At 72.2% G+C, this 23,118-nt stretch carries 27 protein-coding genes; 16 read left to right on the top strand and 11 right to left on the bottom strand.

What is annotated here, in order from left to right:
* Positions 1 to 3: 3 nt before the first annotated feature.
* The 3 genes from AB0N03_RS20840 to AB0N03_RS20830 form a co-directional block, all read right to left on the bottom strand.
* Complete coding sequence (locus tag AB0N03_RS20840) at positions 4 to 405, bottom strand: STAS domain-containing protein (RefSeq protein ID WP_364373961.1); 402 nt, start codon at positions 403 to 405, stop codon at positions 4 to 6.
* A 150-nt stretch (positions 406 to 555) separates the two neighbouring features.
* Positions 556 to 1,797 carry a cytochrome P450 gene (locus AB0N03_RS20835; protein ID WP_364373959.1) on the bottom strand — a complete coding sequence of 414 codons (1,242 nt, stop codon included), beginning with the start codon at positions 1,795 to 1,797 and terminating at the stop codon, positions 556 to 558.
* Between the two features lie 124 nt (positions 1,798 to 1,921).
* Positions 1,922 to 3,061, bottom strand: coding sequence for an FAD-dependent monooxygenase (locus tag AB0N03_RS20830; RefSeq protein WP_364373956.1), 1,140 nt, complete (start codon positions 3,059 to 3,061; stop codon positions 1,922 to 1,924).
* Between the two features lie 68 nt (positions 3,062 to 3,129).
* On the opposite strand from AB0N03_RS20830, the gene AB0N03_RS20825 reads away from it, so the two are divergent.
* Positions 3,130 to 3,810, top strand: coding sequence for a TetR/AcrR family transcriptional regulator (locus tag AB0N03_RS20825; RefSeq protein ID WP_364373953.1), 681 nt, complete (start codon positions 3,130 to 3,132; stop codon positions 3,808 to 3,810).
* A gap of 7 nt (positions 3,811 to 3,817) precedes the next feature.
* On the opposite strand, the gene AB0N03_RS20820 is transcribed toward AB0N03_RS20825, so the two are convergent.
* A complete protein-coding gene (locus AB0N03_RS20820) occupies positions 3,818 to 4,408 on the bottom strand; it encodes a TetR/AcrR family transcriptional regulator (protein ID WP_364373950.1) in 591 nt (196 codons plus the stop codon).
* Between the two features lie 126 nt (positions 4,409 to 4,534).
* Here AB0N03_RS20820 and AB0N03_RS20815 point away from each other — a divergent pair, with 126 nt between their 5' ends.
* A complete protein-coding gene (locus tag AB0N03_RS20815; protein WP_364373947.1) occupies positions 4,535 to 6,430 on the top strand; it encodes a primary-amine oxidase in 1,896 nt (631 codons plus the stop codon).
* Positions 6,431 to 6,448: 18 nt separating this feature from the next.
* On the opposite strand, the gene AB0N03_RS20810 is transcribed toward AB0N03_RS20815, so the two are convergent.
* Together AB0N03_RS20810 and AB0N03_RS20805 are read right to left on the bottom strand one after the other, a co-directional pair.
* Positions 6,449 to 6,748, bottom strand: coding sequence for an EthD family reductase (locus AB0N03_RS20810; RefSeq protein WP_364373944.1), 300 nt, complete (start codon positions 6,746 to 6,748; stop codon positions 6,449 to 6,451).
* 56 nt (positions 6,749 to 6,804) lie between these two features.
* A complete protein-coding gene (locus tag AB0N03_RS20805) occupies positions 6,805 to 7,185 on the bottom strand; it encodes a helix-turn-helix domain-containing protein (protein ID WP_364373941.1) in 381 nt (126 codons plus the stop codon).
* 98 nt (positions 7,186 to 7,283) lie between these two features.
* On the opposite strand from AB0N03_RS20805, the gene AB0N03_RS20800 reads away from it, so the two are divergent.
* Positions 7,284 to 8,105: an alpha/beta fold hydrolase gene (locus AB0N03_RS20800; RefSeq protein ID WP_364373938.1), complete on the top strand. Its 822-nt coding sequence runs from the start codon at positions 7,284 to 7,286 to the stop codon at positions 8,103 to 8,105.
* 21 nt (positions 8,106 to 8,126) lie between these two features.
* Here AB0N03_RS20800 and AB0N03_RS20795 read toward each other — a convergent pair whose 3' ends face one another.
* The gene (locus tag AB0N03_RS20795; RefSeq protein ID WP_364373935.1) at positions 8,127 to 9,173 is read right to left on the bottom strand and encodes a DUF2235 domain-containing protein; all 1,047 of its coding nucleotides are present in this window, start codon (positions 9,171 to 9,173) and stop codon (positions 8,127 to 8,129) included.
* A gap of 127 nt (positions 9,174 to 9,300) precedes the next feature.
* Positions 9,301 to 9,864 (bottom strand): hypothetical protein, encoded by a 564-nt coding sequence (locus AB0N03_RS20790; RefSeq protein WP_364373932.1) that lies wholly within the window; start codon positions 9,862 to 9,864, stop codon positions 9,301 to 9,303.
* 461 nt (positions 9,865 to 10,325) lie between these two features.
* Here AB0N03_RS20790 and AB0N03_RS20785 point away from each other — a divergent pair, with 461 nt between their 5' ends.
* The 6 genes from AB0N03_RS20785 (at position 10,326) to AB0N03_RS20760 (ending at position 14,481) form a co-directional block, all read left to right on the top strand.
* Positions 10,326 to 10,991 (top strand): DUF4097 family beta strand repeat-containing protein, encoded by a 666-nt coding sequence (locus AB0N03_RS20785; RefSeq protein ID WP_364373929.1) that lies wholly within the window; start codon positions 10,326 to 10,328, stop codon positions 10,989 to 10,991.
* A 76-nt stretch (positions 10,992 to 11,067) separates the two neighbouring features.
* Positions 11,068 to 11,832, top strand: a complete 765-nt coding sequence (locus tag AB0N03_RS20780; protein WP_364373926.1) for an IclR family transcriptional regulator — start codon at positions 11,068 to 11,070, stop codon at positions 11,830 to 11,832.
* Between the two features lie 83 nt (positions 11,833 to 11,915).
* The gene (locus AB0N03_RS20775) at positions 11,916 to 12,947 is read left to right on the top strand and encodes an aromatic ring-hydroxylating dioxygenase subunit alpha (RefSeq protein WP_364373923.1); all 1,032 of its coding nucleotides are present in this window, start codon (positions 11,916 to 11,918) and stop codon (positions 12,945 to 12,947) included.
* Positions 12,944 to 13,108: a hypothetical protein gene (locus AB0N03_RS20770; protein ID WP_364373921.1), complete on the top strand. Its 165-nt coding sequence runs from the start codon at positions 12,944 to 12,946 to the stop codon at positions 13,106 to 13,108. Before AB0N03_RS20775 ends, AB0N03_RS20770 begins: the two co-directional genes overlap by 4 nt.
* Positions 13,105 to 14,037, top strand: a complete 933-nt coding sequence (locus AB0N03_RS20765) for a PDR/VanB family oxidoreductase (protein ID WP_364373918.1) — start codon at positions 13,105 to 13,107, stop codon at positions 14,035 to 14,037. The genes AB0N03_RS20770 and AB0N03_RS20765 overlap by 4 nt, the downstream gene beginning before the upstream one ends.
* 42 nt (positions 14,038 to 14,079) lie before the next feature.
* Positions 14,080 to 14,481 (top strand): cupin domain-containing protein, encoded by a 402-nt coding sequence (locus AB0N03_RS20760; RefSeq protein ID WP_364373915.1) that lies wholly within the window; start codon positions 14,080 to 14,082, stop codon positions 14,479 to 14,481.
* Between the two features lie 79 nt (positions 14,482 to 14,560).
* Here the strand turns inward: AB0N03_RS20760 and AB0N03_RS20755 are convergent, their stop codons facing one another.
* A complete protein-coding gene (locus AB0N03_RS20755; protein WP_364373912.1) occupies positions 14,561 to 15,523 on the bottom strand; it encodes a zinc-binding dehydrogenase in 963 nt (320 codons plus the stop codon).
* 152 nt (positions 15,524 to 15,675) lie between these two features.
* Here AB0N03_RS20755 and AB0N03_RS20750 point away from each other — a divergent pair, with 152 nt between their 5' ends.
* The 3 genes from AB0N03_RS20750 to AB0N03_RS20740 all read left to right on the top strand — a co-directional run bounded on the left by AB0N03_RS20750 (position 15,676) and on the right by AB0N03_RS20740 (position 18,808).
* A complete protein-coding gene (locus AB0N03_RS20750) occupies positions 15,676 to 16,815 on the top strand; it encodes a serine hydrolase domain-containing protein (protein ID WP_364373909.1) in 1,140 nt (379 codons plus the stop codon).
* Between the two features lie 55 nt (positions 16,816 to 16,870).
* Positions 16,871 to 17,029 (top strand): hypothetical protein, encoded by a 159-nt coding sequence (locus tag AB0N03_RS20745; RefSeq protein WP_364373906.1) that lies wholly within the window; start codon positions 16,871 to 16,873, stop codon positions 17,027 to 17,029.
* Positions 17,030 to 17,140: 111 nt separating this feature from the next.
* Positions 17,141 to 18,808 carry an alpha/beta fold hydrolase gene (locus tag AB0N03_RS20740; RefSeq protein WP_364373904.1) on the top strand — a complete coding sequence of 556 codons (1,668 nt, stop codon included), beginning with the start codon at positions 17,141 to 17,143 and terminating at the stop codon, positions 18,806 to 18,808.
* Here AB0N03_RS20740 and AB0N03_RS20735 read toward each other — a convergent pair.
* Positions 18,805 to 19,698 carry an SDR family oxidoreductase gene (locus AB0N03_RS20735; protein WP_364373901.1) on the bottom strand — a complete coding sequence of 298 codons (894 nt, stop codon included), beginning with the start codon at positions 19,696 to 19,698 and terminating at the stop codon, positions 18,805 to 18,807. The two genes, AB0N03_RS20740 and AB0N03_RS20735, sit on opposite strands and share 4 nt — an antisense overlap.
* Positions 19,699 to 19,805: 107 nt before the next feature.
* Here AB0N03_RS20735 and AB0N03_RS20730 point away from each other — a divergent pair, with 107 nt between their 5' ends.
* Positions 19,806 to 20,393: a helix-turn-helix domain-containing protein gene (locus AB0N03_RS20730; RefSeq protein WP_364373899.1), complete on the top strand. Its 588-nt coding sequence runs from the start codon at positions 19,806 to 19,808 to the stop codon at positions 20,391 to 20,393.
* On the opposite strand, the gene AB0N03_RS20725 is transcribed toward AB0N03_RS20730, so the two are convergent.
* Positions 20,369 to 21,130 carry a methyltransferase gene (locus tag AB0N03_RS20725; RefSeq protein WP_364373898.1) on the bottom strand — a complete coding sequence of 254 codons (762 nt, stop codon included), beginning with the start codon at positions 21,128 to 21,130 and terminating at the stop codon, positions 20,369 to 20,371. The genes AB0N03_RS20730 and AB0N03_RS20725 overlap by 25 nt on opposite strands.
* Positions 21,131 to 21,279: 149 nt before the next feature.
* Between AB0N03_RS20725 and AB0N03_RS20720 the strand changes: the two genes are divergently transcribed.
* From AB0N03_RS20720 to AB0N03_RS20710, 3 genes are all read left to right on the top strand, one after another.
* Entirely contained in the window at positions 21,280 to 21,669 is a 390-nt protein-coding gene (locus AB0N03_RS20720; RefSeq protein WP_364373895.1) for an STAS domain-containing protein, read from the top strand.
* Positions 21,666 to 22,457: a GAF and ANTAR domain-containing protein gene (locus AB0N03_RS20715; protein ID WP_364373892.1), complete on the top strand. Its 792-nt coding sequence runs from the start codon at positions 21,666 to 21,668 to the stop codon at positions 22,455 to 22,457. The genes AB0N03_RS20720 and AB0N03_RS20715 overlap by 4 nt, the downstream gene beginning before the upstream one ends.
* Before the next feature lie 97 nt (positions 22,458 to 22,554).
* Positions 22,555 to 22,992 (top strand): Hsp20/alpha crystallin family protein, encoded by a 438-nt coding sequence (locus tag AB0N03_RS20710; RefSeq protein WP_364373890.1) that lies wholly within the window; start codon positions 22,555 to 22,557, stop codon positions 22,990 to 22,992.
* Positions 22,993 to 23,118: the final 126 nt, after the last annotated feature.

Raw genomic sequence — 23,118 nt, 5'->3', positions numbered from 1 at the left:
GGCCTAGCGTTCGGTCAGCAGCGGAATCGCGGCCAGCCAGGCCAGCGCCTCGCGGGTGTCCCGGTGCACCGGCAGGACCCGGTCCAGCCCGAGCACGGCGATCGGCCGCAGCAGCGCCCGGCTCCGGCCGGCGACCGCGAACGGCACCCGGTGCAGGACCGCGTCGGCGGTGGCGTCCACCAGGATCGTCAGCACGCGCGCCGCGCAGAACGTCACGGCCGAGGCGTCGACCACCAGCGCCGCCGGCCGCCGCCGGATTTCCCGGTCCAGCAGCGCCGCGAGGTCGTCGGTGACGGCGAGGTCGAGGTCTCCCGCCGCCACGACGACCGTCGCTTCGGCGGTCGTGCGCACCTCGAGGGAGCCGGACGGCTCGGGTGCCGAGGGGTACCGCGGCGGCGGAACCACGGGAGCCTCCTCAACGACGAAATCGTGCGACCGGACCGGTCCCACACCAAGTCGCGGGTCGCGGTGCGACGGCCTTCGGACCGAACCACCGCGTGCCAACCGTACACGGATCCGCCTGTTCCGCCGATCGGCACGAGCGCGGGCCTTCCGTCAGGTCACCGGTTCTTCCCTCGCGCCGAGCAGGGCCGGGATGGCGGCGTGGCCGTTGGACAGGAACGACGGGACGGTGGCCAGCTCCGCCGGGTCCACGGCCAGCCGGAGCCCGGGGAACCGGGCGAACAGCGCGGGCAGCGCGATGGCGGCTTCGAGGCGGGCCAGCGGAGCGCCCATGCAGAAGTGCACCCCGTGCCCGAAGGCCAGGTGCTGCTTGTCTTCGCGGGACAGGTCGAACTCGCCTGCCGTGTCGCCGTGCTCGGCCGGATCGCGGCCCGCCGCCGCGTAGGCCGCGAGGATGGCTTCCCCCTCGCCGATGATCGTGCCGTCGTCCAGGGCGATGTCCTCGACCGCGTACCGCAACGGCAGGTACGGGACGGGAGCCTGCCAGCGCAACGTTTCCTCGATGACCGCGGCCCAGGTGTGGTCCCCGCGCAGGACGCCGGCGAGCTGTCCGGGATGGGTCAGCAGGGCGGTGACGGCGTGGTCGAGCAGGTTGACGGTGGTTTCGTGGCCCGCCGTGAGCATGAGGATGAGGGTGTCGACCAGCTCGTCGGCGTCGAGCCGCGAAGCGTCTTCGGCCCGCGCGGTGATCAGGGCGCTGGTGAGGTCGTTCCCGGGGTTCGCGGTCTTGTCGGCGACCAGGCCGCGCATGATCTCGTACAGCTCCAGCGCGTTCTCCTGCGCCCGGGCGCCGGTGACCGTGGTGTCGAAGACGGTGTCCACGACCGAGCGCAGCGCGGCCCGGCGGTCGGCCGGCACGCCGAAGAGGCGGCAGATCACCTCGACCGGGAGCGGGTAGGCGAACTCCTCGCGCAGGTCGACCGGCCCGCCGCCCGCGCGCTCGAGCCGGTCGAGCAGCTCGGTGGTGATCTGTTCGACGACCGGCCGCATGGCCTCCACCTGGCGCGGGGTGAAAGCCTTGGACACCAAGCTCCGCAGCCTCCGGTGGTCGGCGCCGTAGGTGGTGAACATGTTCCGCACCGACACCCAGATCAGCAGGGGCCAGTCTTCGCCGATCCGCCCTTCGCGCCACGCGGTCCAGTGCGCGCGGGGGTCCTTCGACACGCGGGGGTCGGTGAGGAGCATGCGCAGGGTGGCCGCGTCCGCGACCGCCCACGCCGGGACGCCGCCGGGCAGCTCCACGAGCCGGGCCGGGCCTTCGGAACGCAGGAGCCGTCCCTCTTCGTGCACGTCCTTGCCGTTCGTGTCGAGCCGCACGACGCTGCCGCTGGTCATCTGTTTCCCTCCCACAGCCGGAACAGTACGAGGCCGGTGCCGGAACCGGCCTGCCCCGACCGTAGGCCGTTCTTCCGCAGTTACCAGCAGCACACGGAATTCCGTCACGGCAAGGTAAGAACCTTCAGCCCGGCTGGAAGAACGCGAGCAATCGCCGGGCGGCGTCCGGTGCCATCAGCAATTCCTGCATCTTCGCCGACATCCGGGCGGCCGCGCCGGCGCGTTCGAACATTTCGCCTTCGTATTCCGCGACGGCGGCGGGGAAATCGCCCGGGTGGGCGGCCAGCGCGAGACCGAGCAGGGCGCCGTCGAGCAGCGCCATGTTCGCGCCCTCCCCGACCGGGGGCATCAGGTGCGCGGCGTCGCCCACCAGCGTGACGTCCGGGGCCGACGGCCAGGTCAGGCCGGCCGGGAGCGTGGTGATCGACCGGGGCACGACCGTGTCGTCGCCGGCCGCGATCAGCGCGGTGAACCGCGGGTCCCAGCCGGGGAGCAGGTCGATCAGCCGTGCCCGGGCGGCCGCCGGGTCGTCGAACGGGATCCCGCTGGTGGCGAACCAGTCCTCGGCGGTGTTGTAGAAGTTGACGCCGATGCGGACGCGGCCGTCGCCGTTGCGCTGCGCCGCCAGCGACTTCCCGTCGCCGAACACCCAGTAGTTGCCGCGCCCCACCATCGCCGCGAGGTCGGGGTGGGTGCGGTCGATGTCGGGAATGCCGAGTTCGACGACGTTCTGGCCGAGGTGCGCCGGGCGGGCGTCGGTGAGCAGCGCGCGGACCCGGGACTGCGCGCCGTCCGCGCCGACCAGGAGGTCGTACGGCGCACTGCGGCCATCACCACGGTGCTCGTCCGAACTGTGCTCATACGAAAAATGCACCACGCCGTCGCCGGCGGATTCGAACGCGTGCCCCCAGCGCACCGTGTCGGCGGGGAGCGAATCCAGCAGCAGGTCGCGCAGATCGGCGCGGTCGACCTCGGGGCGCAAGGACGGGGCGTCGTCCGGCGTGTCCTCCTGGAGCAGCAGGGTGCCGTCCGGCTCGAGCAGCCGCATGTCCTGACCTTCGGGCCGGGCGATCGCGTGGAACTGCTCGATCAAGCCGGCTTCGCGCAGTGCCCGTTGCCCGGAGTGGATGTCGAGCATGCCGCCTTGGCCGCGAGCATCGCGCGAGGCTTCCCGCTCGTACACGACGGCGTCGATGCCCTTCACGTGCAGCACCCGGGCGAGGGCCAGGCCGCCCATCCCGGCGCCGATGATGGCGATCGTCATGACTCCCCCTTCGATACAGTGTATTTTCCAATACACTGTATCGCAGGATGCGATGTACTGTCACCCGCATGCTGGTGTGGGAACGGCCGGAGCCGCCGGAACGACCGGTCCCGGCCCCGTTGAGCCGGGAAGGGATCGTGCGGACGGCGATCCGGCTGGCCGACGCGAACGGCCTGGAAGCGGTGTCGCTGCGGAAGGTCGCCGCGGCGCTGGACGTCGGGCCGATGCGCCTGTACGGCTACATCGCCACCAAGGAGGAGCTGCTCGATCTGATGGTCGACGCGGTGTACGCCGAGATCCGGCCGGCCGGCGACGGCTGGCGGGAGGTGCTGACCTCCGTCGCCGAACTGACCCGGCGTGCCGCGCACCGGCACGAATGGCTCGCCGACCTGATCGGCGGGCGGCCGCAGCTCGGGCCGAACGCGCTGGCCCGGGGCGAAGCCGTGCTGTCCGCGCTGCGCGACCTCGACGTGGACATCGTCATGCCGGTGGTCAGCGCGGTCGACTCGTTCGTGATCGGCACGGTGCGCCGGGAGATCGCCGAGCGGCGTGCCGAGCGAGCCTCCGGGATGGACCAGCGGCAGTGGCAGCGCGCCTTCGGGCCGTACCTGGAGCGGACCTTCGCGACCGGCCGGTACCCCGCGCTGGCCACGGTCGTCCGCGACGCCGCCCACCTGGACGCCGGCCAGACCTTCCGGACCGGCCTCGGCTTCCTCCTCGACGGCATCGGCGCCGGCATCCCGGCCTGAACGGACGTCAGCCGCGGAGGCGGGCGAAGAACTCGTCGAGCTGACCGAGCTGCCGCCGCGGGGTGGCCTCCCGCGGCGAGAGGACGCCGAGGATCTGCAGGCCCATGAGCATCGAGAGCAGCTCGTCCACGACGGCGTCGACGTTCGGCGGCTCGCCGATCTCGCCGTCGGCCGCCGCCTCCGCCAGGCGGACGCCCATCTCCGCCCGCCAGCGGTTCACGAAGCCCGCGTGCAGCTCGGCCTTTTCGGGGGAGTTCAGCGCCTGCTGCCAGAAGGTGATCGCCAGCCGCGCCTCGGTGCGGCGTTCGTCGTCCAGCGGCATGATCTCCAGGCACAGCGTCCGGAGCCCGGCCAGGCCGCGGCGCTGCCCGTCCGCCTCGTCGGCGCGGGCGTTCGTCGCCTCGAAGATGTGCCGGAAGGCGGCCGTGAGGACGGCGTCCTTGTTCGGGAAGTAGTAGAGCAGCGCCCCGTTGGCGAACCCGGCCGCTTCGGCGATCCGCCGGGTGGTCACCGACTGGATGCCTTCTTCGGCGACGAGCCGCCACACCACCGCGATGATCTCCCGGCGGCGCGCGTCGTGATCGACGACCTTGGGCACGAAGGCTCTCTTTCCGGCGGCGGCTCGTCCGCCCAGCCTAGGCCGTGACCCAGCCGTGACTCCCGGCCCTCTTTATTTTGTACAAGCGTTCAGTATAGTTGCGGCACGCGCTCAAGGAGGACGCCGATGCCTCAGCATCCGCTCGCCCCGGTGACGGCCGAAGAGATCCGGACCGTCCGCGAAACCGCCGAGCAGGCGGGACTGGTCGCCGAAAGCACCCGGTTCGTCTACGTCGGGCTCGAAGAACCCCCGAAAGCCGACGTGCTTGCCGGCCGCGCGGGCCGCCGGTTCCGCGCGCTGCTGCTGGACCTGGCGACCCAGACCTCGCGGGACGTCGTCGTCGACGTCGTGGCCGCGGAAGTCGTGTCCGCCACCGAGCTCGACACCGCGACCACCGGTCAGCTCCCGGTGCTGGACGAGGAGTTCGAGCTCGTGGAACGGGTCCTCGCCACCGACGAACGCTGGCTCGCCGCGCTCGAAGCCCGCGGGCTGGCCGTCGACCACGTCCGCGTGGCCCCGCTTTCGGCCGGCGTCTACGCCGACGAGTACCCGGACGAAGCCGGGCGGCGGATCCTGCGCGGCCTGGCTTTCCTGCAGGAGAAGGAAACCGACTCGGCATGGGCCCACCCGATCGACGGGCTGGTCGCCTACGTCGACACGATGAACCGGGTCGTCGACCAGGTCATCGACAGCGGTCCCGTGCCGGTCCCCCGCGAATCCGGCGACTACGACGACCCGGCGGTCAGCGGTCCCCTTCGCACCACGCAGAAACCGATCGAGATCACCCAGCCCGAGGGGTCGAGCCTCCACCTCGACGGCAACCTCCTCACGTGGGAGAAGTGGTCGCTGCGCGTCGGGTTCGACGCCCGGGAAGGCCTGGTCCTGCACCAGATCGGCTTCGACGAGGGCGACGGCGTGCGCCCGATCGTCCACCGCGCTTCGATCGCCGAGATGGTGGTGCCCTACGCCGACCCGGCGCCGGTGCGGTCGTGGCAGAACTACTTCGACACCGGCGAGTACCTCGTCGGCCGGTACGCGAACGCGCTCGAGCTCGGGTGCGACTGCCTCGGCGAGATCTCCTACCTGGACGCGGTGATCGCCGACGAACGGGGTGAGCCGAAGACGCTCCCCAACGCCGTCTGCATCCACGAAGAGGACTTCGGGATCCTCTGGAAGCACACGGATCTGTGGTCCGGGTCCGCCCAGACCCGGCGTCAGCGCCGGCTGGTGGTGTCGTTCTTCACCACCGTCGGCAATTACGACTACGGCTTCTACTGGTACTTCTCCCTCGACGGCACGATCGCCTTCGAAGCCAAGGCGACCGGCGTCGTGTTCACCTCGGCCCACGACGGCGGCGACTACCCGTACGCGGCGCAGATCGCGCCCGGGCTCGGCGCGCCGCTGCACCAGCACCTGTTCAGCGCGCGGCTCGACATGACCGTCGACGGCGTCCGCAACCGCGTCGAGGAGATCGACGTCGAACGCGTGCCGATCGGGCCGGACAACCCACGCGGCAACGCTTTCACCACGCGGCGGACCGTTCTCGAGACGGAGTCCGAAGCCCAGCGCGACGCCGATCCCGGCCGCAACCGGACGTGGCACATCGTCAACCCCGGCCGCGAGAACCGCCTCGGCCGGCCGGTCGGCTACGCCCTCGTCCCCGAAGGGCTGCCGACCCTGCTCGCCGACCCGCGGTCGTCCATCGCGCGCCGCGCCGCGTTCGCCACGAAACACCTGTGGGTGACGCGTTACGACCCGGCCGAACGGTACTCGGCGGGCGACTTCGTCAACCAGCACGCCGGCGGCGCCGGGCTCCCGGCTTACGCGGCCCAGGACCGCTCGCTGGCCGGCGAGGACGTCGTCCTCTGGCACACGTTCGGCCTGACGCACGTGCCGCGCCCCGAGGACTGGCCGATCATGCCGGTCGACCACACGGGCTTCACCCTCGAGCCGGTGGGGTTCTTCGACCGCAACCCGACGCTGGACGTGCCGCCGGCCGCGGGCGCGCACTGCCACCGGTGACCGGCGCGGCGCCCGGGCTCAGCTGAGCGGGTAGTGGATCATCTCCACGCCGCCGTCGGCGTAGTTCGGCACGTCCGCGGCGACGGCCTTGCCGGCTTCGGAGCCCAGCGCCGCCGCCATGGTTTCGGCCGATTCGAAGTCGGCGTGGAAGACGGCGAAGTACTTGCGATCCCCCGCGAGGGAGGCGACGTCGAAGGAGTACTGCGACCGCAGGAGACCGGGCAGCTTCGCCGCCAAGGGCAGATGAGTGCCGACGTAGTAGTCCCGGAAGTGGGCCTCGTCGGCGGGCGGCGGGTAGAGCACGGTGAGCCGGTGCATGGAGTTCCTTTCGGCGGCGGTCTCCCCCAGCGTGGCACACCTCGGCACCCGGCGGGTCACTCCCGGTCGGCGCCGTTGGCCCGGTCGATCGCCGGCATGTTCTCCTCCGCCCAGGTGCGCAGGGCGGCCAGCGGCACCTCGAGCGAGCGCCCCAGGCCGGTCAGGCGGTAGTGCACCTTCGGCGGCACCGTCGGCTCGACCCGGCGCGCCACCAGGCCGTCGCGCGTGAGGTTCCGCAGCGTCACGGACAACATCTTCTGCGAAACCCCCGGCATCCGCCGCTGCAGCTCCGCGAACCGCACCTCGCCCGGGCCGGCGTCGGCCAGCACCTTGACCGCCATCGACGTCCACTTCGTGCCGATCCGGTCCAGCAGCCGGCGGGTCGGGCACGCGGGGTCGAAGAGGTCGCCGCGGGCGCCCTTCGGCGAGGGGGTCACCTGGAGCTCACCACCTGTCAGGGAAGTGCCGTCTTGGCCGGGCCGACGTCGTTACCTACCGTTAGCCACTAACCAATGGTAACCACTCGGGAGACAGCGTGCGCGAACACCGGATCACCGTGAACGGCATCGACGTGAACGTCGCCATCGGCGGCGACGGGCCCGCGCTCCTGCTGCTGCACGGCTTCCCGCACACCTGGCGCCTGTGGACCGCGGTCATCCCGCACCTGACCCCGCACCACCGCGTGATCGCGCCCGACCTGCGCGGCCTCGGCGCGACCACCCGCGCTGACGGCGGCTACGACGCCGGCACCCTCGCCGCCGACGCCGAAGCCCTCCTCGACGCCCTCGGCGAACCGGCGGCGGTGGTCGCCGGCATCGACGCGGGAGCGCCGCCCGCCTTCCTCCTCGCCCTGCGCCGGCCCGGCCGGATCCGCCGGCTCGTCCTCATGGAGTCGTTGCTCGGCCGCCTCCCCGGCGCCGAAGACTTCCTCGCCACCGGGCCGCCGTGGTGGTTCGGCTTCCACGCCGTCCCCGGCCTCGCCGAGACGGTGCTGACCGGCCACGAAGCCCGCTACATCGGCTGGTTCCTCGACGCCGGCACCCGCGGCCGCGGCGTGCCGGCCGAGCTCCGCGACCACTTCACCGCCGCCTACACCGGCCGCGACGCGCTGCGCTGCGCGTTCGCCCACTACCGGGCCATGCCCGAAAGCGCGCGGCAGATCGCGGAGGCCGTCGCGACCAGCCGGCTCACCGTGCCCACCGTGGCGATCGGCGCCCACCCGGTCGGCGACACCCTCGCGCGCCAGCTGCGCCCGGTGACCGACGACCTCGAGTCCCACGTCATCGAGGATTGCGGCCACATCATTCCGCTGGACCGCCCCGACGCCCTCGTTCCCCTGCTGACCTCCGGCCGCTGAGCCAGCGCGATCCTCATCCGCTCAGACCGTGGTGATCTTCGGGCTGCCTTCGAGGTAAGTCGCGAGGTTCGGGGGCGAGTACGCCATCGCCTGCTGCCGGTCCTGTGCGCTCGAGGCCACCGACTCCGATGGCACGTCCGCCTCGCCGATCGGGCGGTCGGCGGAGCCGAACAGCCGGAAGAACGCGTTGAGGGACTTGTGCAGCACCCCCTTCGCGTTCGCATGGGCCAGGTCGCCGAACGCGCCCGGGTCGAAGCCGAGACCGCACCGTTCGGCCCGGTTCGCCAGCCACCGCAGGGCGAGGTCCGACAGGTCGTGCTCCCGGTACCCGCCTCCGACGTCGGAATGGGCTCCGGCGAACCAGACCTGCTCCCGTTCCTGGTTCCGCTCCGCGGGTTTCGCCGACGGCTTCCAGACGGCCGGGACGTAGGACTTCCGGTGCTCGTCCACCGCCAGCGCCTGGAAAGCCGACTGCACGGTCGAGCTCAGCGTCATGTCGTGGAACTGCCATCGCCGGTTGATCAGGTGGAGCAGCCGGCCGCCGCTCAGCGGGATGCCCAGCGCGCCCACCGTGTCCCACACCCCGATGAACCGGATGGGCGTCACGTCTTCGTGGGCGTGCTCCTTCCGGAACCCGACGGCGTCGGCGCTGTCCGGCCCGGTCGCCTTGTCGCGGTCGCGGTAGAGCCGGTACGCCTCGCCGATCAGGCCGGCGTGTTCGGGGCGCAGCACGCCGCAGTTGCGGATCAGGCCCACGGTGCTGCGCGCGGTGTACGCGCCGCGGCTGAACCCGAAGAAGAACAGCTCGTCCCCGGGCGTGTAGTTCTCGACGACGAACCGGTAGGCGTCCCGCACGTTGGCCGACAGTCCCCAGCCGAACGCTCCGCCGGCCAGGTGCCCCAGCCACGGCAAACCGGCGCCGACGCCCTTGAGGTAGCAGGTCAGCTGGCGCACCCCGTCCGCGGCCTCGCCGGGCACGGCGTCCCACACCTGCGAGACGTTCGTCCGGGCCGGCTGCTTGAGGGAGTTCCAGGTCCCGTCGCAGCAGATCACCAGTCGTTTCTTCATCCTGCCTCCCCGGCCCGCCGGACACGCGTGAGTCGCGTCCGGACGGTCGGCCGTTACGCCGGCCGGTCACCCGGCGACGGATCGGCCCACCGCGAGGTGAGCCGATCCGTCATCGCGGGGCGACGCGTCAGCCGCGGAGCAGGGCGAGAATCTGGTTCAGCAGATCGACCAGGGCCTGCAGGTTGGTCAGCGGGCCCGGGTCGAGCAGGCCGGCGACCGCGCACAGCAGGTTGCCCAGCAGGTTGCCGGGGCCCGACTCGGCCGTGATGTTCAGGTGGACCCGGTCCAGGTGCACGACCAGGCCGAGCAGGTCGAGGTCGAGCGGCCCGAGCACCAGGTCGAGGATTTCGCAGGACGCCGCCGCGACGCCGACCGGCACGGTGACCGCGCGGGATTCGGTGCCGACCGGCTGGCCCGCGGCGTCCGTCATGGTCACGTCGGCGACGCCGTTGGCCAGCAGGGTGCTGCCGTCCGTGGCGAAATCGGTCGGGGTGAAGGTGCCGGCCGCCGTGCCGGTGCCGCCGGACGCGTCGGTGAACGTGCCGGTGATCGGCGTGGACAGCGCCGGGATCGCCGGTGCGGCCGGGGCCGGGGCGGCGGACGCGGCCCCGGCCGCACCGGTGAAGAGGGCGACCATCGCGGTCACGAGGACCGCGACGATCGCCGCGATGCCAGTCTTGCGAACTCTCATGGTGGTCTCCTTCAGCGGAGGAATGGGACGCTCCAGGGATCCACCGAAATGGCATCGAGAAACGCGAAAAGCGGAAAAAGCCGTGGTGAGCAATCTCAACTGATCGACATCGCGTTTCGCCGTAACCGATCCGGATCCGACTCGTTTGCGGCGCGGCGTTTGCGCGCGGATTTTCCTTACTGTAGCACGTTTGTCGAGCTTGATCGCGTCCGGACCGTCGCGAATGCACTGTCCATTCAGAACTACTGTGACAGACCGCGAGAAATGTTCCCACGCCCGGTTGAACCGAATGCACGACTCGCATTGCGCCCGAATGCCGCACCGCGATCACCCGTGATTCCCGCGTCACCGGCGGCCGTGTCAGCCGCCGTGTCAGCGCCGTGGCCGCCGGGTGTCAGCCCGACCGGCGAAGGTGGTTCTCGTCCCCACCACCGGGGGCCACGGATTCCCAGGAGAACACGATGCGCACCTTCGCCACCGCCGCCCCGATCACCGCCGTCTTCGACTTCCCGGCCGGCCGCGTCCGGCTCGCCGCCACCGACCGCGCCGACACCACGGTCGAGGTCCGCCCCGCCGACCCGGGCAAGAACCGCGACGTCAAGGCCGCCGAGCAGACCACCGTCACCTTCGCCGACGGTGTCCTGCGCGTCCACACCCCGCAGGGCAAGAACCAGTACTTCGGCTCCTCGGGCTCGGTCGAGGTCACCGTCGGGCTGCCCGCGGACTCCCGCGTCGAAGCCACCACCGCCGGCAGCGAACTCGACGGCACCGGCCGCCTGGGCGAGGTCACCTTCACCGGCGCGTACCGCCACATCAAGCTCGACGAGGCGGCGAGCGTCCACCTCACCGCCACCGACGGCGACGTCGAGATCGGCCGCCTGGCCGGCCCGGCCGAGATCACCACGGCCCGCGGCGACATCCGCATCGGCGAAGCCGCGGCCGGCCTGGTCACGCTGACGACCCAGGCGGGCTCGATCACCGTCGGCGCCGCCGCGGGCGTCTCGGCTTCCCTGGACGCCGGCACGTCCTACGGCCGCGTCGACAACACCCTCAAGAACAACGGCACGGCCGAACTGTCCATCCGCGCCACCACCAGCCAGGGCGACATCGTCGCCCACAGCCTCTGAAGCGCGGGGGCCCGTGGCGCGGTGCGGTTCAAGACAGCGGAGCGAGCGGGACGGAGAGCTTCGTCCACTATGCTCGGTGGCCGTGCCGCGTCGAGGTCGTGCTCCGGGGGCCACCGGGCCCGTTCTCGGGCGGGCGCTGCGGGTGCTCGGGGCCTTCACCCCCGACCACCCCGCCTTGCGGCTGAGCGAGATCGCGCGCCGGGCCGGGGTGCCCGCCGCCACCGCGCACCGCGTCCTGCGGGAGTTCTGCGAGTGGGGCGCCCTCGAACGGGACGAAGCCGGGGTCTACCGGGTCGGGCTGCGGCTGTTCGAACTCGGGTCGCTCGCGCCGCGGGGGCTGGGGTTGCGTGAGCGGGCGCTGCCGTTCCTCGAGGACCTCTCCCAGATCACCCGTGAGAACGTGCAGCTCGCCGTCCGCGAAGGCACCGAAGTCGTCTACATCGAGCGGATCGCCGGGACCGGCGCCGTTCCCGTGCTGACGCGCGTCGGCGGCCGGTTCGCGCTCACCGCGACCGGGGTCGGGCTCGTCCTGCTCGCCCACGCGCCCGCCGACGTGCAGGAAGACGTCCTGCGCAACCCGATCGAGCGGTACACCCCCGAGACCGTCACCGACCCGGACCGCCTGCGGCACATGCTGGCCGACGTGCGCACCCACGGCTTCTCCACCAGCGAGCGCCAGGTGACCCTCGACAGCCTTTCGGTCGGCGCGCCGATCCACGACGCGCGCGGCCGGGTCGTCGCCGCCGTGTCGCTCGTCGTCCGGTACGGCAGCGCCTCACCGCACGCGCTGGCCCCGCTGGTCATGACCAGCGCCCGCGCGATCTCGCGCGCGCTCGGCTGATCTTTCCATCTTATGGAAAGGCCCTTCGTGGGCGCCGCGTCGTGAGCGCAGGCTGTGAGCTCCGCCACGAGAGGACGAAACCGATGAGCGCCATTCCCCGCGACCAGTGGTACGTCGCCGCGTACGGCTCCGAGATCGGCCAGGACCTGTTCAGCCGCACCATTTGCGGTGAGCCGATCCTGTTCTGGCGGACCCGCGACGGCGGGATCACCGCGATGGCCGACCGCTGCGTGCACCGCCGGTTCCCGTTGTCCCAGGCGCCTTCCCGGCTCGTCGACGACCAGGTCGTCTGCGGCTACCACGGCTTCACCTACGGCGTCGACGGCAAGTGCGTGTCCGTGCCCGGCCAGACCCGGGTGCCCCGGACCGCGCGCCTGCGGAGCTATCCCTTGGTGGAACAGGACTCCTTCGTCTGGGTGTTCATCGGCGACCCGGACCGGGCGGACGCCGCGAAGATCCCGCGAGCGCCGTACCTCGACTCCCCCGGGTACACGACGGTCGCCGGCATGGAGCCGTTGAAGGCGCGCTACGCGCTGCTGGTCGACAACCTGCTGGACCTCTCGCACGAGACCTACCTGCACGGCGGTTACATCGGCACGCCGGAGGTCGCCGAAACGCCGATCACGACCGAGGTCGACGACGAAGCCGGGATCGTCTACGTGTCCCGGCACATGGCCGACGCCGCGTGCCCGCCCTTCTACGCCAAGTCCACCGGCCTGCAGGGCCGGATCACCCGCTGGCAGGACATCGAGTACACGCCACCGTGCCTGTACAAGCTGCACAGCCGCATCGCGCCGGTCGGCTCGGTGCCGAACCCGGACGGCAGCGACCCGGACGCCTTCCACGTCGAGGTCGTCTACGCGATCACGCCGGAGACCGAGCACTCGACGCACGACTTCTGGGCGGTGGCCCGCGACTTCGCCCTCGACGACGACGGCGTCTCGGCCTTCCTCGCGGAGAACAACCGCACGGTCGTCCTGCAGGACGTCGAAGCGCTCGACGTCCTCGAGCGGGTGATCGCCGCCGAGCCGGACGGCTACCAGGAGCTGTCGGTCAACATCGACACCGGCGGTCTCGCGGCGCGCCGGCTGCTGCAGCGGCTGGTCGCGTCGTGACGCGCCCGATGCTCACCGGCGACCGTGTCTACCGCATCCACTGGGTGCTCGGCACCGACCGGCTGCGCGCGGTCTGCCACTGCTCGGCCGAGCGCGAGTTCGACGACCCCGTGCGGCTGTGGGAATGGCTGCTCGCCCACCCCGAAGGACACGACGCATGACCCTGGACCTGGTGGTGGCGAACAAGGAAAAGATCGCCGACGGCGTTGTCCGGCTGACACTCCGGGCACCGGACGGGCAACCGCTCCCCGCTTGGGAACCGGGGGCACACGTCGATCTGCGGCTGCCCGGGGACGTCGTCCGGCAGTACTCGCTGTGCGGGCGGCCCGGCGACCCGTCGGCGTACCAGGTCGCGGTCCTCCGCGAGCTCGACGGCCGCGGTGGTTCGGCGTACGTGCACGACGAACTCGTTGCCGGGCAACGCATTTCCGTGGACGGGCCGCGCAACCACTTCGCGCTGGTCGACGCCAAGCGCTACCTGTTCGTCGCCGGCGGCATCGGCATCACGCCGATCCTGCCCATGATCGACCGGGTCGACGGGACGGGTCGCGAGTGGCAGCTCGTCTACGGCGGCCGGACGCGCTCCTCGATGGCCTTCACCGCCGATCTCCGGCGCCACGCGGACCGCGTGACGATCCGGCCGCAGGACGAACACGGGCTGCTCGACCTGCCCGCGCTGCTGGCCGAGCCGCGGCCGGACACCGCGGTGTACTGCTGTGGCCCGGAACCCCTGCTGGCGGCGGTGGAACAGCACTGCGCCGGCTGGCCCGAAGACGCCCTGCGCGTCGAGCGGTTCGCCGCTCGGCCGGACGACGGCGCGCACACGGCGTTCGAGGTCGAGCTGGCCGGGTCGGGCCGCGTCCTGGAGGTCCCGGCGGACCGGACGATCCTGGAGACGGTCGAGGATGCGGGAATCCCCGTCCTGTCGTCGTGCCAGGAAGGCACCTGCGGCACGTGCGAAACCGGCGTCCTGGGCGGCACGCCCGACCACCGCGACTCCGTGCTGACCGCGGCGGAACGGCGGGCGGGCGACGTGATGATGATCTGCGTCTCCCGCTCGTGCTCACCCCGGCTGGTGCTCGACCTGTGATCACCACCGGGGGACGATGGCGGTGACGAAGGGACGACTCCGATGACCGACCTCTGGCACCAGCCGCTGCGGCACATCCGCGGCGCGGACCTGACCGGCGACACCAACCAGACGAGCGGAATGCGGCGCTTGGAGGCGATCTCCGGCAAGACGGTGGGGTCGTCGAAGGTGTGGATGGGCGAGACGCACGTCGCCCCGGTGACGAACTCCGGCGACCACCACCACGGCGAAGCCGAGACGGCGATCTACGTGAAGTCGGGTCACCCGGTCTTCGTCTTCGCCGACGGCGACGAGGAGGTGCGCATCGAGGCGGGACCCGGGGACTACATCTTCGTGCCGCCGTACGTGCCGCACCGCGAGGAGAACCCGACCGACGAAGAAGCCGTGGTGATCATCGCGCGCAGCAGCCAGGAGGGGATCGTCGTCAACCTGCCGAGCCTGTAGGCGCCGGTCGAGGTGCCCAAGGACTAGCACGGCCGCCGTCCGGGCGATGCTCGACGAGCTGCTCGGCCCCTGACCAGGGCTAAGGCACCACGACGAGCTTCCCGCTGGCCTGGTCGTCCTCCATGTACCGGTGCGCGTCCACGATCTCGCCGAGCCCGAAGACCCGGTCGATGTGCGGCCGGTGGACCTCCGCCTCGACCTCGCCGACGATCCGCTGCAGCACGTCCGCCCGGCCCTTCATGTCCTTGCTGTGGAAGGCCGTCAGCCGGGTGCCGGACGGGATCATCGCCACCGGCTGGAAGTCCGCGATCGACCACCCGCTCAACGAGCCCGCCACGCACACCGTGCCGCCCCGGCGGACCAGGCGGAGCGAGTCCACCGCCGTGCGCGCGCCGACCAGGTCCAGCACGGAGTCGGGCGCCGAAGCCCAGGGCAGTTCCAAGGGGCCGGAGTCGATGAGGACGTGCGAAACGCCCGCCGCGGTCAACGCGCCCGCCTTGTCCGGCCGCCGGGTCGTCGACGCGACCTCGACGCCGTGGCCCGCCGCGATCGACGCCGCTGCCAGGCCGACCGACGACGTCCCGCCGCGGATCAGCAGCCGCGTCCCCGGCTCGATGCCCAGCGCGTCCAACGCGCCCTGGGCCGTCAGGTACGTCTCGGGCAGCGCCGCCAGGACCTCCCAGGACAACGTGGTGGTGATCGGCATCAGCAGCGCGTTCGGCAGCAGGGCGTACTCCGCGTAGCCGCCGTCGAACTCGCGCCCCATCTCGCCCATCACCGCCGCGACGGTCGTCCCCTCCGGCAGCGCCGGGTCGGTCGACGCGGCCACGACGCCCACGCATTCGATGCCGAGCACGCGCGGGAACCGCACGTCCGGCGAGTGGCCCTGCCGGGTCCGCAGCTCCGACCGGTTCAGGCCGGCGCCCTTCACCCGGACCAGGCTCCAGCCCTCCCGGACCGCCGGTACCGGCAGCTCACGGACCTCCAGCACCTCCGGTCCACCCGCTCCGACACAGACCGCCGCGCGCATAGTCGTGCTCACGGCGCCACCGTCGCAGGGAAGCACCCCGTCGGCAACGGGTTTTCCCGCGGTAGCGCCAGCGCTACCCCGGATCCGGTGGCTCGCGCTACTGATCTTCGTGCCGGATTCGAGCAGCATTTCCGTATCGATCCGGGACGGACAGAGGAGCAGCGATGCGCAAGGGTGCAGTGATCTTGACGGTAGCGGGCCTGCTGGGCGGCTTGACCACGACGGCGGCGGCCGCGAACCCACCGGCCGCGAACCCGAAGTCGCCCGTGCAGGAAAGCCTCGACGCGCTGGTCAACCAGGAGCGGTTCCCGGCCGCCCTCGCCTGGGTGGGCCGCGACGGCTCGTCGGCGTCGCTGGTCGCCGGGTCCGCGCGGCTGGACCGCCCGGTCCCGGTCCCGCGCGACGGCCGGGTGCGGGCGGGCAGCAACACGAAGACCTTCACCGCGGTCGTCGTCCTCCAGCTGGTGGCCGAGGGCAAGGTCGAGCTGGACGCGCCGATCGAGAAGTACCTGCCCGGGCTGGTGCGCGGCGAGGGCATCGACGGCACCGCCATCACCGTCCGGCAGCTGCTGCAGCACACCAGCGGGCTGCCGAACTACACCGAGTACCTCGGCGTGGAGAACTTCGAAGACGTCCGGCACAAGTTCTTCCAGCCGCACGACCTGCTCGCCGCGGCGCTGGCCCACCCGGCGAAGTTCGCGCCCGGCACGAAGTGGGACTACAGCAACACCAACTACCTGCTGGCCGGCCTGCTCATCGAGCACGTGACCGGGCGCCCGGTGCAGGAGCAGATCACCAAGCGGGTCATCGCCAAGGCAGGGCTGCGCGACACCTACTGGCCGCAGCCGGGCGACGAGACCATCCAGGGGCCGCACCCGCACGGCTACGCGCTCGCGAACAGCACCTCCGCGACGGTCGTCGACGCGACCGAGATGGATCCGTCGTGGGGTGGCGCGGCCGGCCAGCTGATCTCGACACCGAGCGACCTCGCGCGGCTTTCGCGCGCGCTGCTCGGCGGCAAGCTGCTGCCGCCCGCGCAGCTGGCCGAGATGCGCAAGACCGTCGACGCGCCGCTGTTCCCGGGGTGGCAGTACGGCCTCGGCCTGTTCCGCGTCCCGCTGAGCTGCGGCGGCGTCTACTGGGGCCACGGCGGCGACATCGACGGCTACGAAACCCGCGGTGGCGCCACGGAAGACGGCCGTTCGGTCGGGCTCGCCGTCACCGCGCTCCCGGGCACCTTCGGCGACGGGGAGAAGGCGGCGAAGGCGGTGCTGTCCGCTGTGGACACGGCCTTCTGCCGGTGACCGCCGCGGTGGCCCGGGAGCGCTTGGGACGCCGGCTCCCGGGTAACCGCCACCCATGACCGAAGCCGAGCAAGGACCCATCACCCCCGACGCGCCCCGCCCGCCCGGTACTCCGGAGCTCGACCTCGACGTCGAGATCCCCGAGGTCGACCGCGAGGAGCCCGAGCACCAGGACGTCGAGGAGGACGCCGGCGAGGCGGAACCGCCCAGCTGATCACCGGATCGAGGGAATTCGCGGCGCGAACGGTGGTCTCCGGGCTGCCGACGCCCGTCCCGCCGTGCTTGGGTGTTCCCGGATTGCCGGGGATCGAGGAAGGAAGCTGCGGTGCGGACGTCGCGTGCGGGGTTGGCGGTGGCCGTCTCGGTCTTGGTGGCGGCCACGGCGCCCGCCGCCGCGACCACGCCCGATCCGCTCGCGCCCTACCTGACCCAGCAGGTCGCCTGGGGCAGCTGCCCGTTCAAGGGGCGCAAGGCCCAGTGCGCGCGGATCACCGTCCCGCGGGACTGGTCCGCGCCGGCCGCCGGGAAGGACCTCCGGGTCGCGATCAGCCGCGCCGCCGCGACCGGCGAGCGGCGGGGCGCGATCCTGGTGAACCCCGGCGGGCCCGGCGGGCAGGGCACCTCGCTCGCCGGCGCGCTGGCCGGCCTGGAACCGGCGGTGAACGAGCACTACGACTTCGTCGGCATGGACCCGCGGGGCACCGGCCAGGAAGGCGGCGACGACGAAGGGTTCGTCTGCCGGGTGCCGCTCGGGCGGCTGCCGGCCGAGGACGACCTCGACGCGCGTGACCGGTCGGCCGCCAGCATCGCGCTGCACCAGCGGACGCCGCGGGCGGTGGCCGAGGCCTGCCAGAGCGACGCGCTCGCGCCCTTCGTCACCACCTGGCAGACCGCGCACGACATGGACCTGATCCGCGCGCTGCTGGGCGACGAAAAGCTGAACTACCTCGGCTACTCCTACGGCACCTGGCTCGGCGCGAAGTACGCGTCGCTGTTCCCCGAGCACGCCGGGCGGGTGGTGCTCGACTCCAGCGTCAACTTCGAAGGCCGGCTCCAGGCCGCCTTCGAGGCGTTCCCGAAGATCGACCAGCGGCAGTTCGACCACGTCTACGCGCCGTGGCTGGCCCGGCGGTTCCCGGACCAGCTGGGCAAGACCGTCGCGGAGGTCAAGAAGAACTGGGAGCGGGTGCGGGGGTACTTCCGCGACCAAGGCGTGTCGCCGGACGTCTTCGACCACGTCTTCGTCGGCAACGGCAGCACGAAGCAGTGGCTGGTCGGCGCGCTGATCCTCACCAAGGGCCTGACCGCCCTCGACGGCACGCCCCCGCCGTCGGCGGCGGACCTCGACCGCGTGGCGCGCACGGCGTTCGGCCGGCCCGCGGCGCAGCTGACGGCGGCGGACGTGGCGCCGCCCGAGCCCGACTACGCCGACGTGGGCGGCACCCGGCTGGCCGTGGCGTGCGGCGACCAGCCGGTGCGCGCGGCGACCTGGTACAAGCTGCTCAGCGATCTCCAGGGCCCGGCGTACCCGCTGTTCGGCTGGGCCTACGGGCTCAGCGAGCCGTGCGGCTTCTGGTCCGACCTCCCCCGCCACCCCCTGCCCCGGCTGTCGCCGGAAGCGGCGAAGAACGTCCTCGTCGTCCAAGGCGAGTTCGACCCGCAGACCGGCTACGAACAGGCCGAAGCGGCGGCGCGGGCGGCCGGCGTCCCGATGGTTTCGGTGGCGGATTCACCGTTCCACGGCCAGTACGCGGTCAGCGGCAATTCCTGTGTGGACGGTCTGGTGAGCGGCTACTTCCTCGGCGGCGCCCGCCCGGCCGCCACGATCTGCCCCGGCGTCCCGCTGCCCGGGGAGAAGCAGGTCTACCCGGTGCCGGGCCCGGCGGGCGACGAGACCGTGGCGCGGCCACTGGAGCCGGCCCCGCGGGACGCGCTTTCGTCAACGCGGCAACGGCTCCAGGACCGGATCAGCGCGATCAACCACGCGGACTAGCCCGCGTACGCACCCCCGTCGAGGTCCTCGATCAGCGTCCGCCCGGTCGGCGTCCACCCCAGCAGCTCCCGCGTGGCGGTGCTCGTCGCCGCCAGGTCCATCGCGAAGAACCCGCCGATCCAGCCGAAGTGGTCCGGGACGTCGCCGGCGTCGATCGACGCGACCGGCAGGTCGAACGCCCGGCCGATCGCCTCCGCGATCTCCTTCGTCGGCACGCCCTCCTCGGCGACCGCGTGCAACCGGCTGCCCGCGGGCGCCTTCTCCAGACCGAGGACGACCATGCGCGCCGCGTCCGTCACGTGCACCGCCGCCCAGCGGTTCGTGCCGTCGCCGGGGTAACCGGCCACCCCCTTCTCGCGGGCGATCGCGGACAGGTGGGCGATGAACCCGTGGTCACCGGTGCCGTGGACGGTCGGCGAGAACCGCAGGCTCACCGGGTGCACGCCCCGGTCGGCGAACTCCAGCGCGAGGTTTTCGGCGCCGCCGCGCGGGGAGTCCGGGCCGTGGAAGGGGGACGCGTCGGCTTCGGTGACCGGCCGGCCCTGCGCGAGGCCCGCGACTCCGGACGCCAGCAGGAACGGGCGGCCGCTGCCCGCGAGCGCGTCGCCGATGGCCTGGACGGCGCCGCGCTCGGCCGCGTTCGACGCGGCCTGGTCGGCGAAGTCGTGCTTGTTCGCCAGGTGGATGACAGCGTCGGCCGCCTCGGCGCCGGCGCGGATGCCGGCGAGGTCGTCGAGATCGCCGCGCCGGACCTGGACGCCCTTCGCTTCGAGCTTCGCGGCCGACCCGGCCGACCTGGCCAGCCCGCTGACCTCGTGGCCCGCGGCGAGCAGCTCGCCGACGACGGCGGTGCCGATCCAGCCCGAGGCACCGGTGACGAAAACGCGCATGACGTGCACTCCTTCGAGAGATCCGTGATGTCAGTGACCGACGTCAGTCGCTGACATCCATACCGTACGCCTTTATGTCAGCCGCTGCCATCACTAGACTCGGCCGCATGGTGCGCTGGGAACCGGGGACCGCGGAGCGGCTGCAGAGGGCCGCGCTCGAACTGTTCGCCACCCGCGGGTACGAGCAGACGACCGCGGCGGAGATCGCGCAGGCCGTCGGCCTGACCGAGCGCACCTTCTTCCGCCACTTCAGCGACAAGCGCGAGGTGCTCTTCCACGGGCAGGAGCTGCTGGTCCAGGCGTTCCTCGACGGCGTCGCCGCCGCGCGGGCGGACGCGTCGCCGCTCGAAGTCGTCGCTTCGGCGCTGCGGTCGGCGGCGTCCTTCTTCCCGGACGAGCGCCGCCCGCACTCCCGCACGCGGCAGTCCGTCATCGACCGCAACCCCGCGCTGCAGGAACGGGAGCACCACAAGCTGACGACGCTGGCCACGACGGTCGCCGGCGCCCTGCGCGCCCGGGGCATCGACGAGGTCGCGGCCACTCTCGCGGCGGAGTCGGGGGCCACCGTGTTCGGGATCGCGTTCACCCGGTGGCTGCGCGAAGAGCGGTCGCTGGCCGACCTCGCGGCGGAGGTCCTGGACGAACTGCTGACGCTGGCCGAAACGGCCGGTCAGGCCTTGCGCCCCACCAGGTGAAAGACCCGGCTGAGGCCGCGGTAGGGGTCTCGCCGGCCGGCTTCGAACTCGACGGCCGCCACGCGTTCCGCGTCGGCCGGATCCACCTCGGCGCCGCCGAACCCGAGCCAGTCGACGAACAGCCAGACGCCGTACCACCGCACGGGTTCCACGCCCCGGTCGCGCAGGCTCTCGCCCAGCTCCGCCACTGTGTCGGCGCGCGTCGGGACGCCCAGCACGCCGATCTCGCTCCGGGCGTCGAACGCCGCCAGCGCGTCTTCCCAGCGTTGTTCCAGGGCCGGGCGCACCGCCATCGCGCCGGCGTTGCCCGCCAGGATCGAGACCACGCCCCCGGCCGCGGCGCACCGGCACAGCTGGTCGAGGACCGGCTCCGGCCGTTCGAGGTACCCGAGGACGCCGTGGCACAGGACGGCGTCGAAGCGCCGGCCGCCGACCGCCTCCTCGGCGTGCTCGCCGTCGGACTCGATGAACGTCACGCGCCCGGAACCCGGCCGTTGCCGCGCCTTGGCCAGCATCGCGGGCGATGAGTCCAGCAGCGTGACCTCGTACCCGGCCTCGGCCAGCGGGAAGGACTGGTGCCCGGCGCCGCCGCCGACGTCGAGCACCGCGGCCGGCGGCGCCGGGAGGTGTTCCAGCAGCTGGCGATGCATGACGTAGGTGCGCACGCGGCCCTTCACCGACGCGTAGGCGTCGTCGGCGAACCGGCCGGCCAATGCGGCCCAGGTGTCGTCACCCATCGGAGGCACGATACCGGCGCGTGCCTGGTGACTCGGGGCGCCGCGCGGGGGTAGTGTCGGCGTCGCTGCGGTTGAGCACAGCAGCCGCCTCCTGGAACCCCGAGGGGCCGCGCGCGCTCCCGCGCCGGCCGGGATCGAGGTGAGAAACCATGCAAGCCACCATCATTCGCCCGGGCATCGCCCTGCTGGCGAACGCACCGTCCAGCACGGCGATCACGACGACGGCCGAACGCACGACCGTGGCCGTCACGGGCGAGCTGGACCTGGCGCGGACGGACCACCTGGCGTCGTTGCTGGGCGAAGAGCTCGAACTGGCACCGAGAGCGCTGGTCATCGACCTGACCGGGCTGGCCTTCTGCTCGGCCCGCGGGCTGGGCGTGGTGCTGGACGCGGTCTCGGCGGCCCGCGCGGCGGGGGTCCCGGTGGCCGTCGTCGCCGAGAGCCGCGCGGTGCTGCGCCCGGTCCGGGCCCTGGGACTCGAGGCCGAGCTGCCCCTGCACCGCACGCTCGCCGAGGCCGAGAACCGGCTCGCACCGTGACCAGTGACCAGGAGTGGCAGCGCGACAAGGAGAGGTTCGTCTCCGGCGCGGACCGGCGCGGCACCGGCCCGCTGGCCGGGGAGTTCGTCCGGCTGACGAGCCGGCTGCTCACCGCGCCGAGCGTCGAAGACGTCCTGGAGCGCGTCCTCGAAGCCACCACGCTCATGGTTCCCTCCGCCGACCTGGCCAGCTTCACGCTCATCGACGCCGACGGGCAGTTCCACACGCCCGCGGAGACCGACGAGGTCGCCGTCGAGCTGGACCTGCTGCAGTACCGGTTCCGGGAAGGGCCGTGCGTCGAGGCCGCCGTGCCGGCCGGTCCGGCCGTGGCGATCGCGCCGGACCTCGCCGACGAGCCCCGCTGGCCGCAGTGGGCGCCGGCCGCCGTCGGGCTCGGGGTGGGCGCCGTCCTCTCCACCGCGCTCATCCCCGGCGAGCCGACCGGCCGGTCCGTCGGCGCGCTCAACGTCTATTCGCGCTCCGCCGGCGGGCTGGACGAGGCCGACCGCGACGTCCTGCTGCTGCTGGCCACCCACGCGTCGCTGGCCGTCGCGGCCACCGACGCCGTGACCCGCGGCCGGCTGCAGGCCGCGCACCTGAGCAAGGCGATCGACAGCCGGGACGTGATCGGCCAGGCCAAGGGCATCATCATGGCCCGGCGGGGCGTCTCGGCGGAGGAGGCGTTCGACGTCCTGCGGCGCACCTCCCAGGACCTGAACGTGAAGCTGGCCGAGCTGGCGCGGACCCTCGCCGAACGGCACGCCGAGATCGACCTACCCGCCGGCTGACGTCATCACATCGACGACTTCCCTCTTGTCATCGTTCGGACGACATGATAGAAAAGCAGTGCGTGTTGACGCCCGAACATCGAACAGGAGGAGAACGATGTTGATGCGCACCGACCCGTTCCGCGAGCTCGACCGCTTCGCCCAGCAGGTCTTCGGCGGCCCCGGCACCTGGTCCAAGCCGGCCGCGATGCCCATGGACGCCTACCGCGCCGGCGACGAGTTCGTCGTCTGCTTCGACCTGCCCGGCGTCACGAAGGACGCCATCGAGCTCGACATCGAGCGCAACGTCCTGACCGTCAAGGCCGAACGACGTCCCTTCCCCGGCGGTGACGACGTGCAGATGCAGGTCTCCGAACGCCCCCTCGGCGTCTTCTCCCGTCAGCTGTTCCTCGGCGACACCCTCGACGCCGACCGCATCGTGGCCGACTACGAGGCCGGCGTGCTGACGCTGCGCATCCCGGTCGCCGAGAAGGCCAAGCCGCGCCGGATCGAGATCTCCGGCGAGGAGTCCGACCGGAAGCAGATCAAGGCCTGACTCGGCTGGTCACCCACGCGGCCGGCAGCGTCGCGAATGACTCATTCCCGGCCTCCCACGCCCCCACAGTATAATTCGCCACCGACCGCCCTGCCCCGGCAGCCCACAGGGGGGCAGAATACACCG

The organism is Amycolatopsis sp. NPDC051061 (assembly GCF_040682935.1).
In the GTDB taxonomy this organism is placed as follows: domain Bacteria; phylum Actinomycetota; class Actinomycetes; order Mycobacteriales; family Pseudonocardiaceae; genus Amycolatopsis.
Note: the sequence above shows the minus strand (reverse complement) of the source record. Positions and strands in the feature narration are given on the sequence as shown.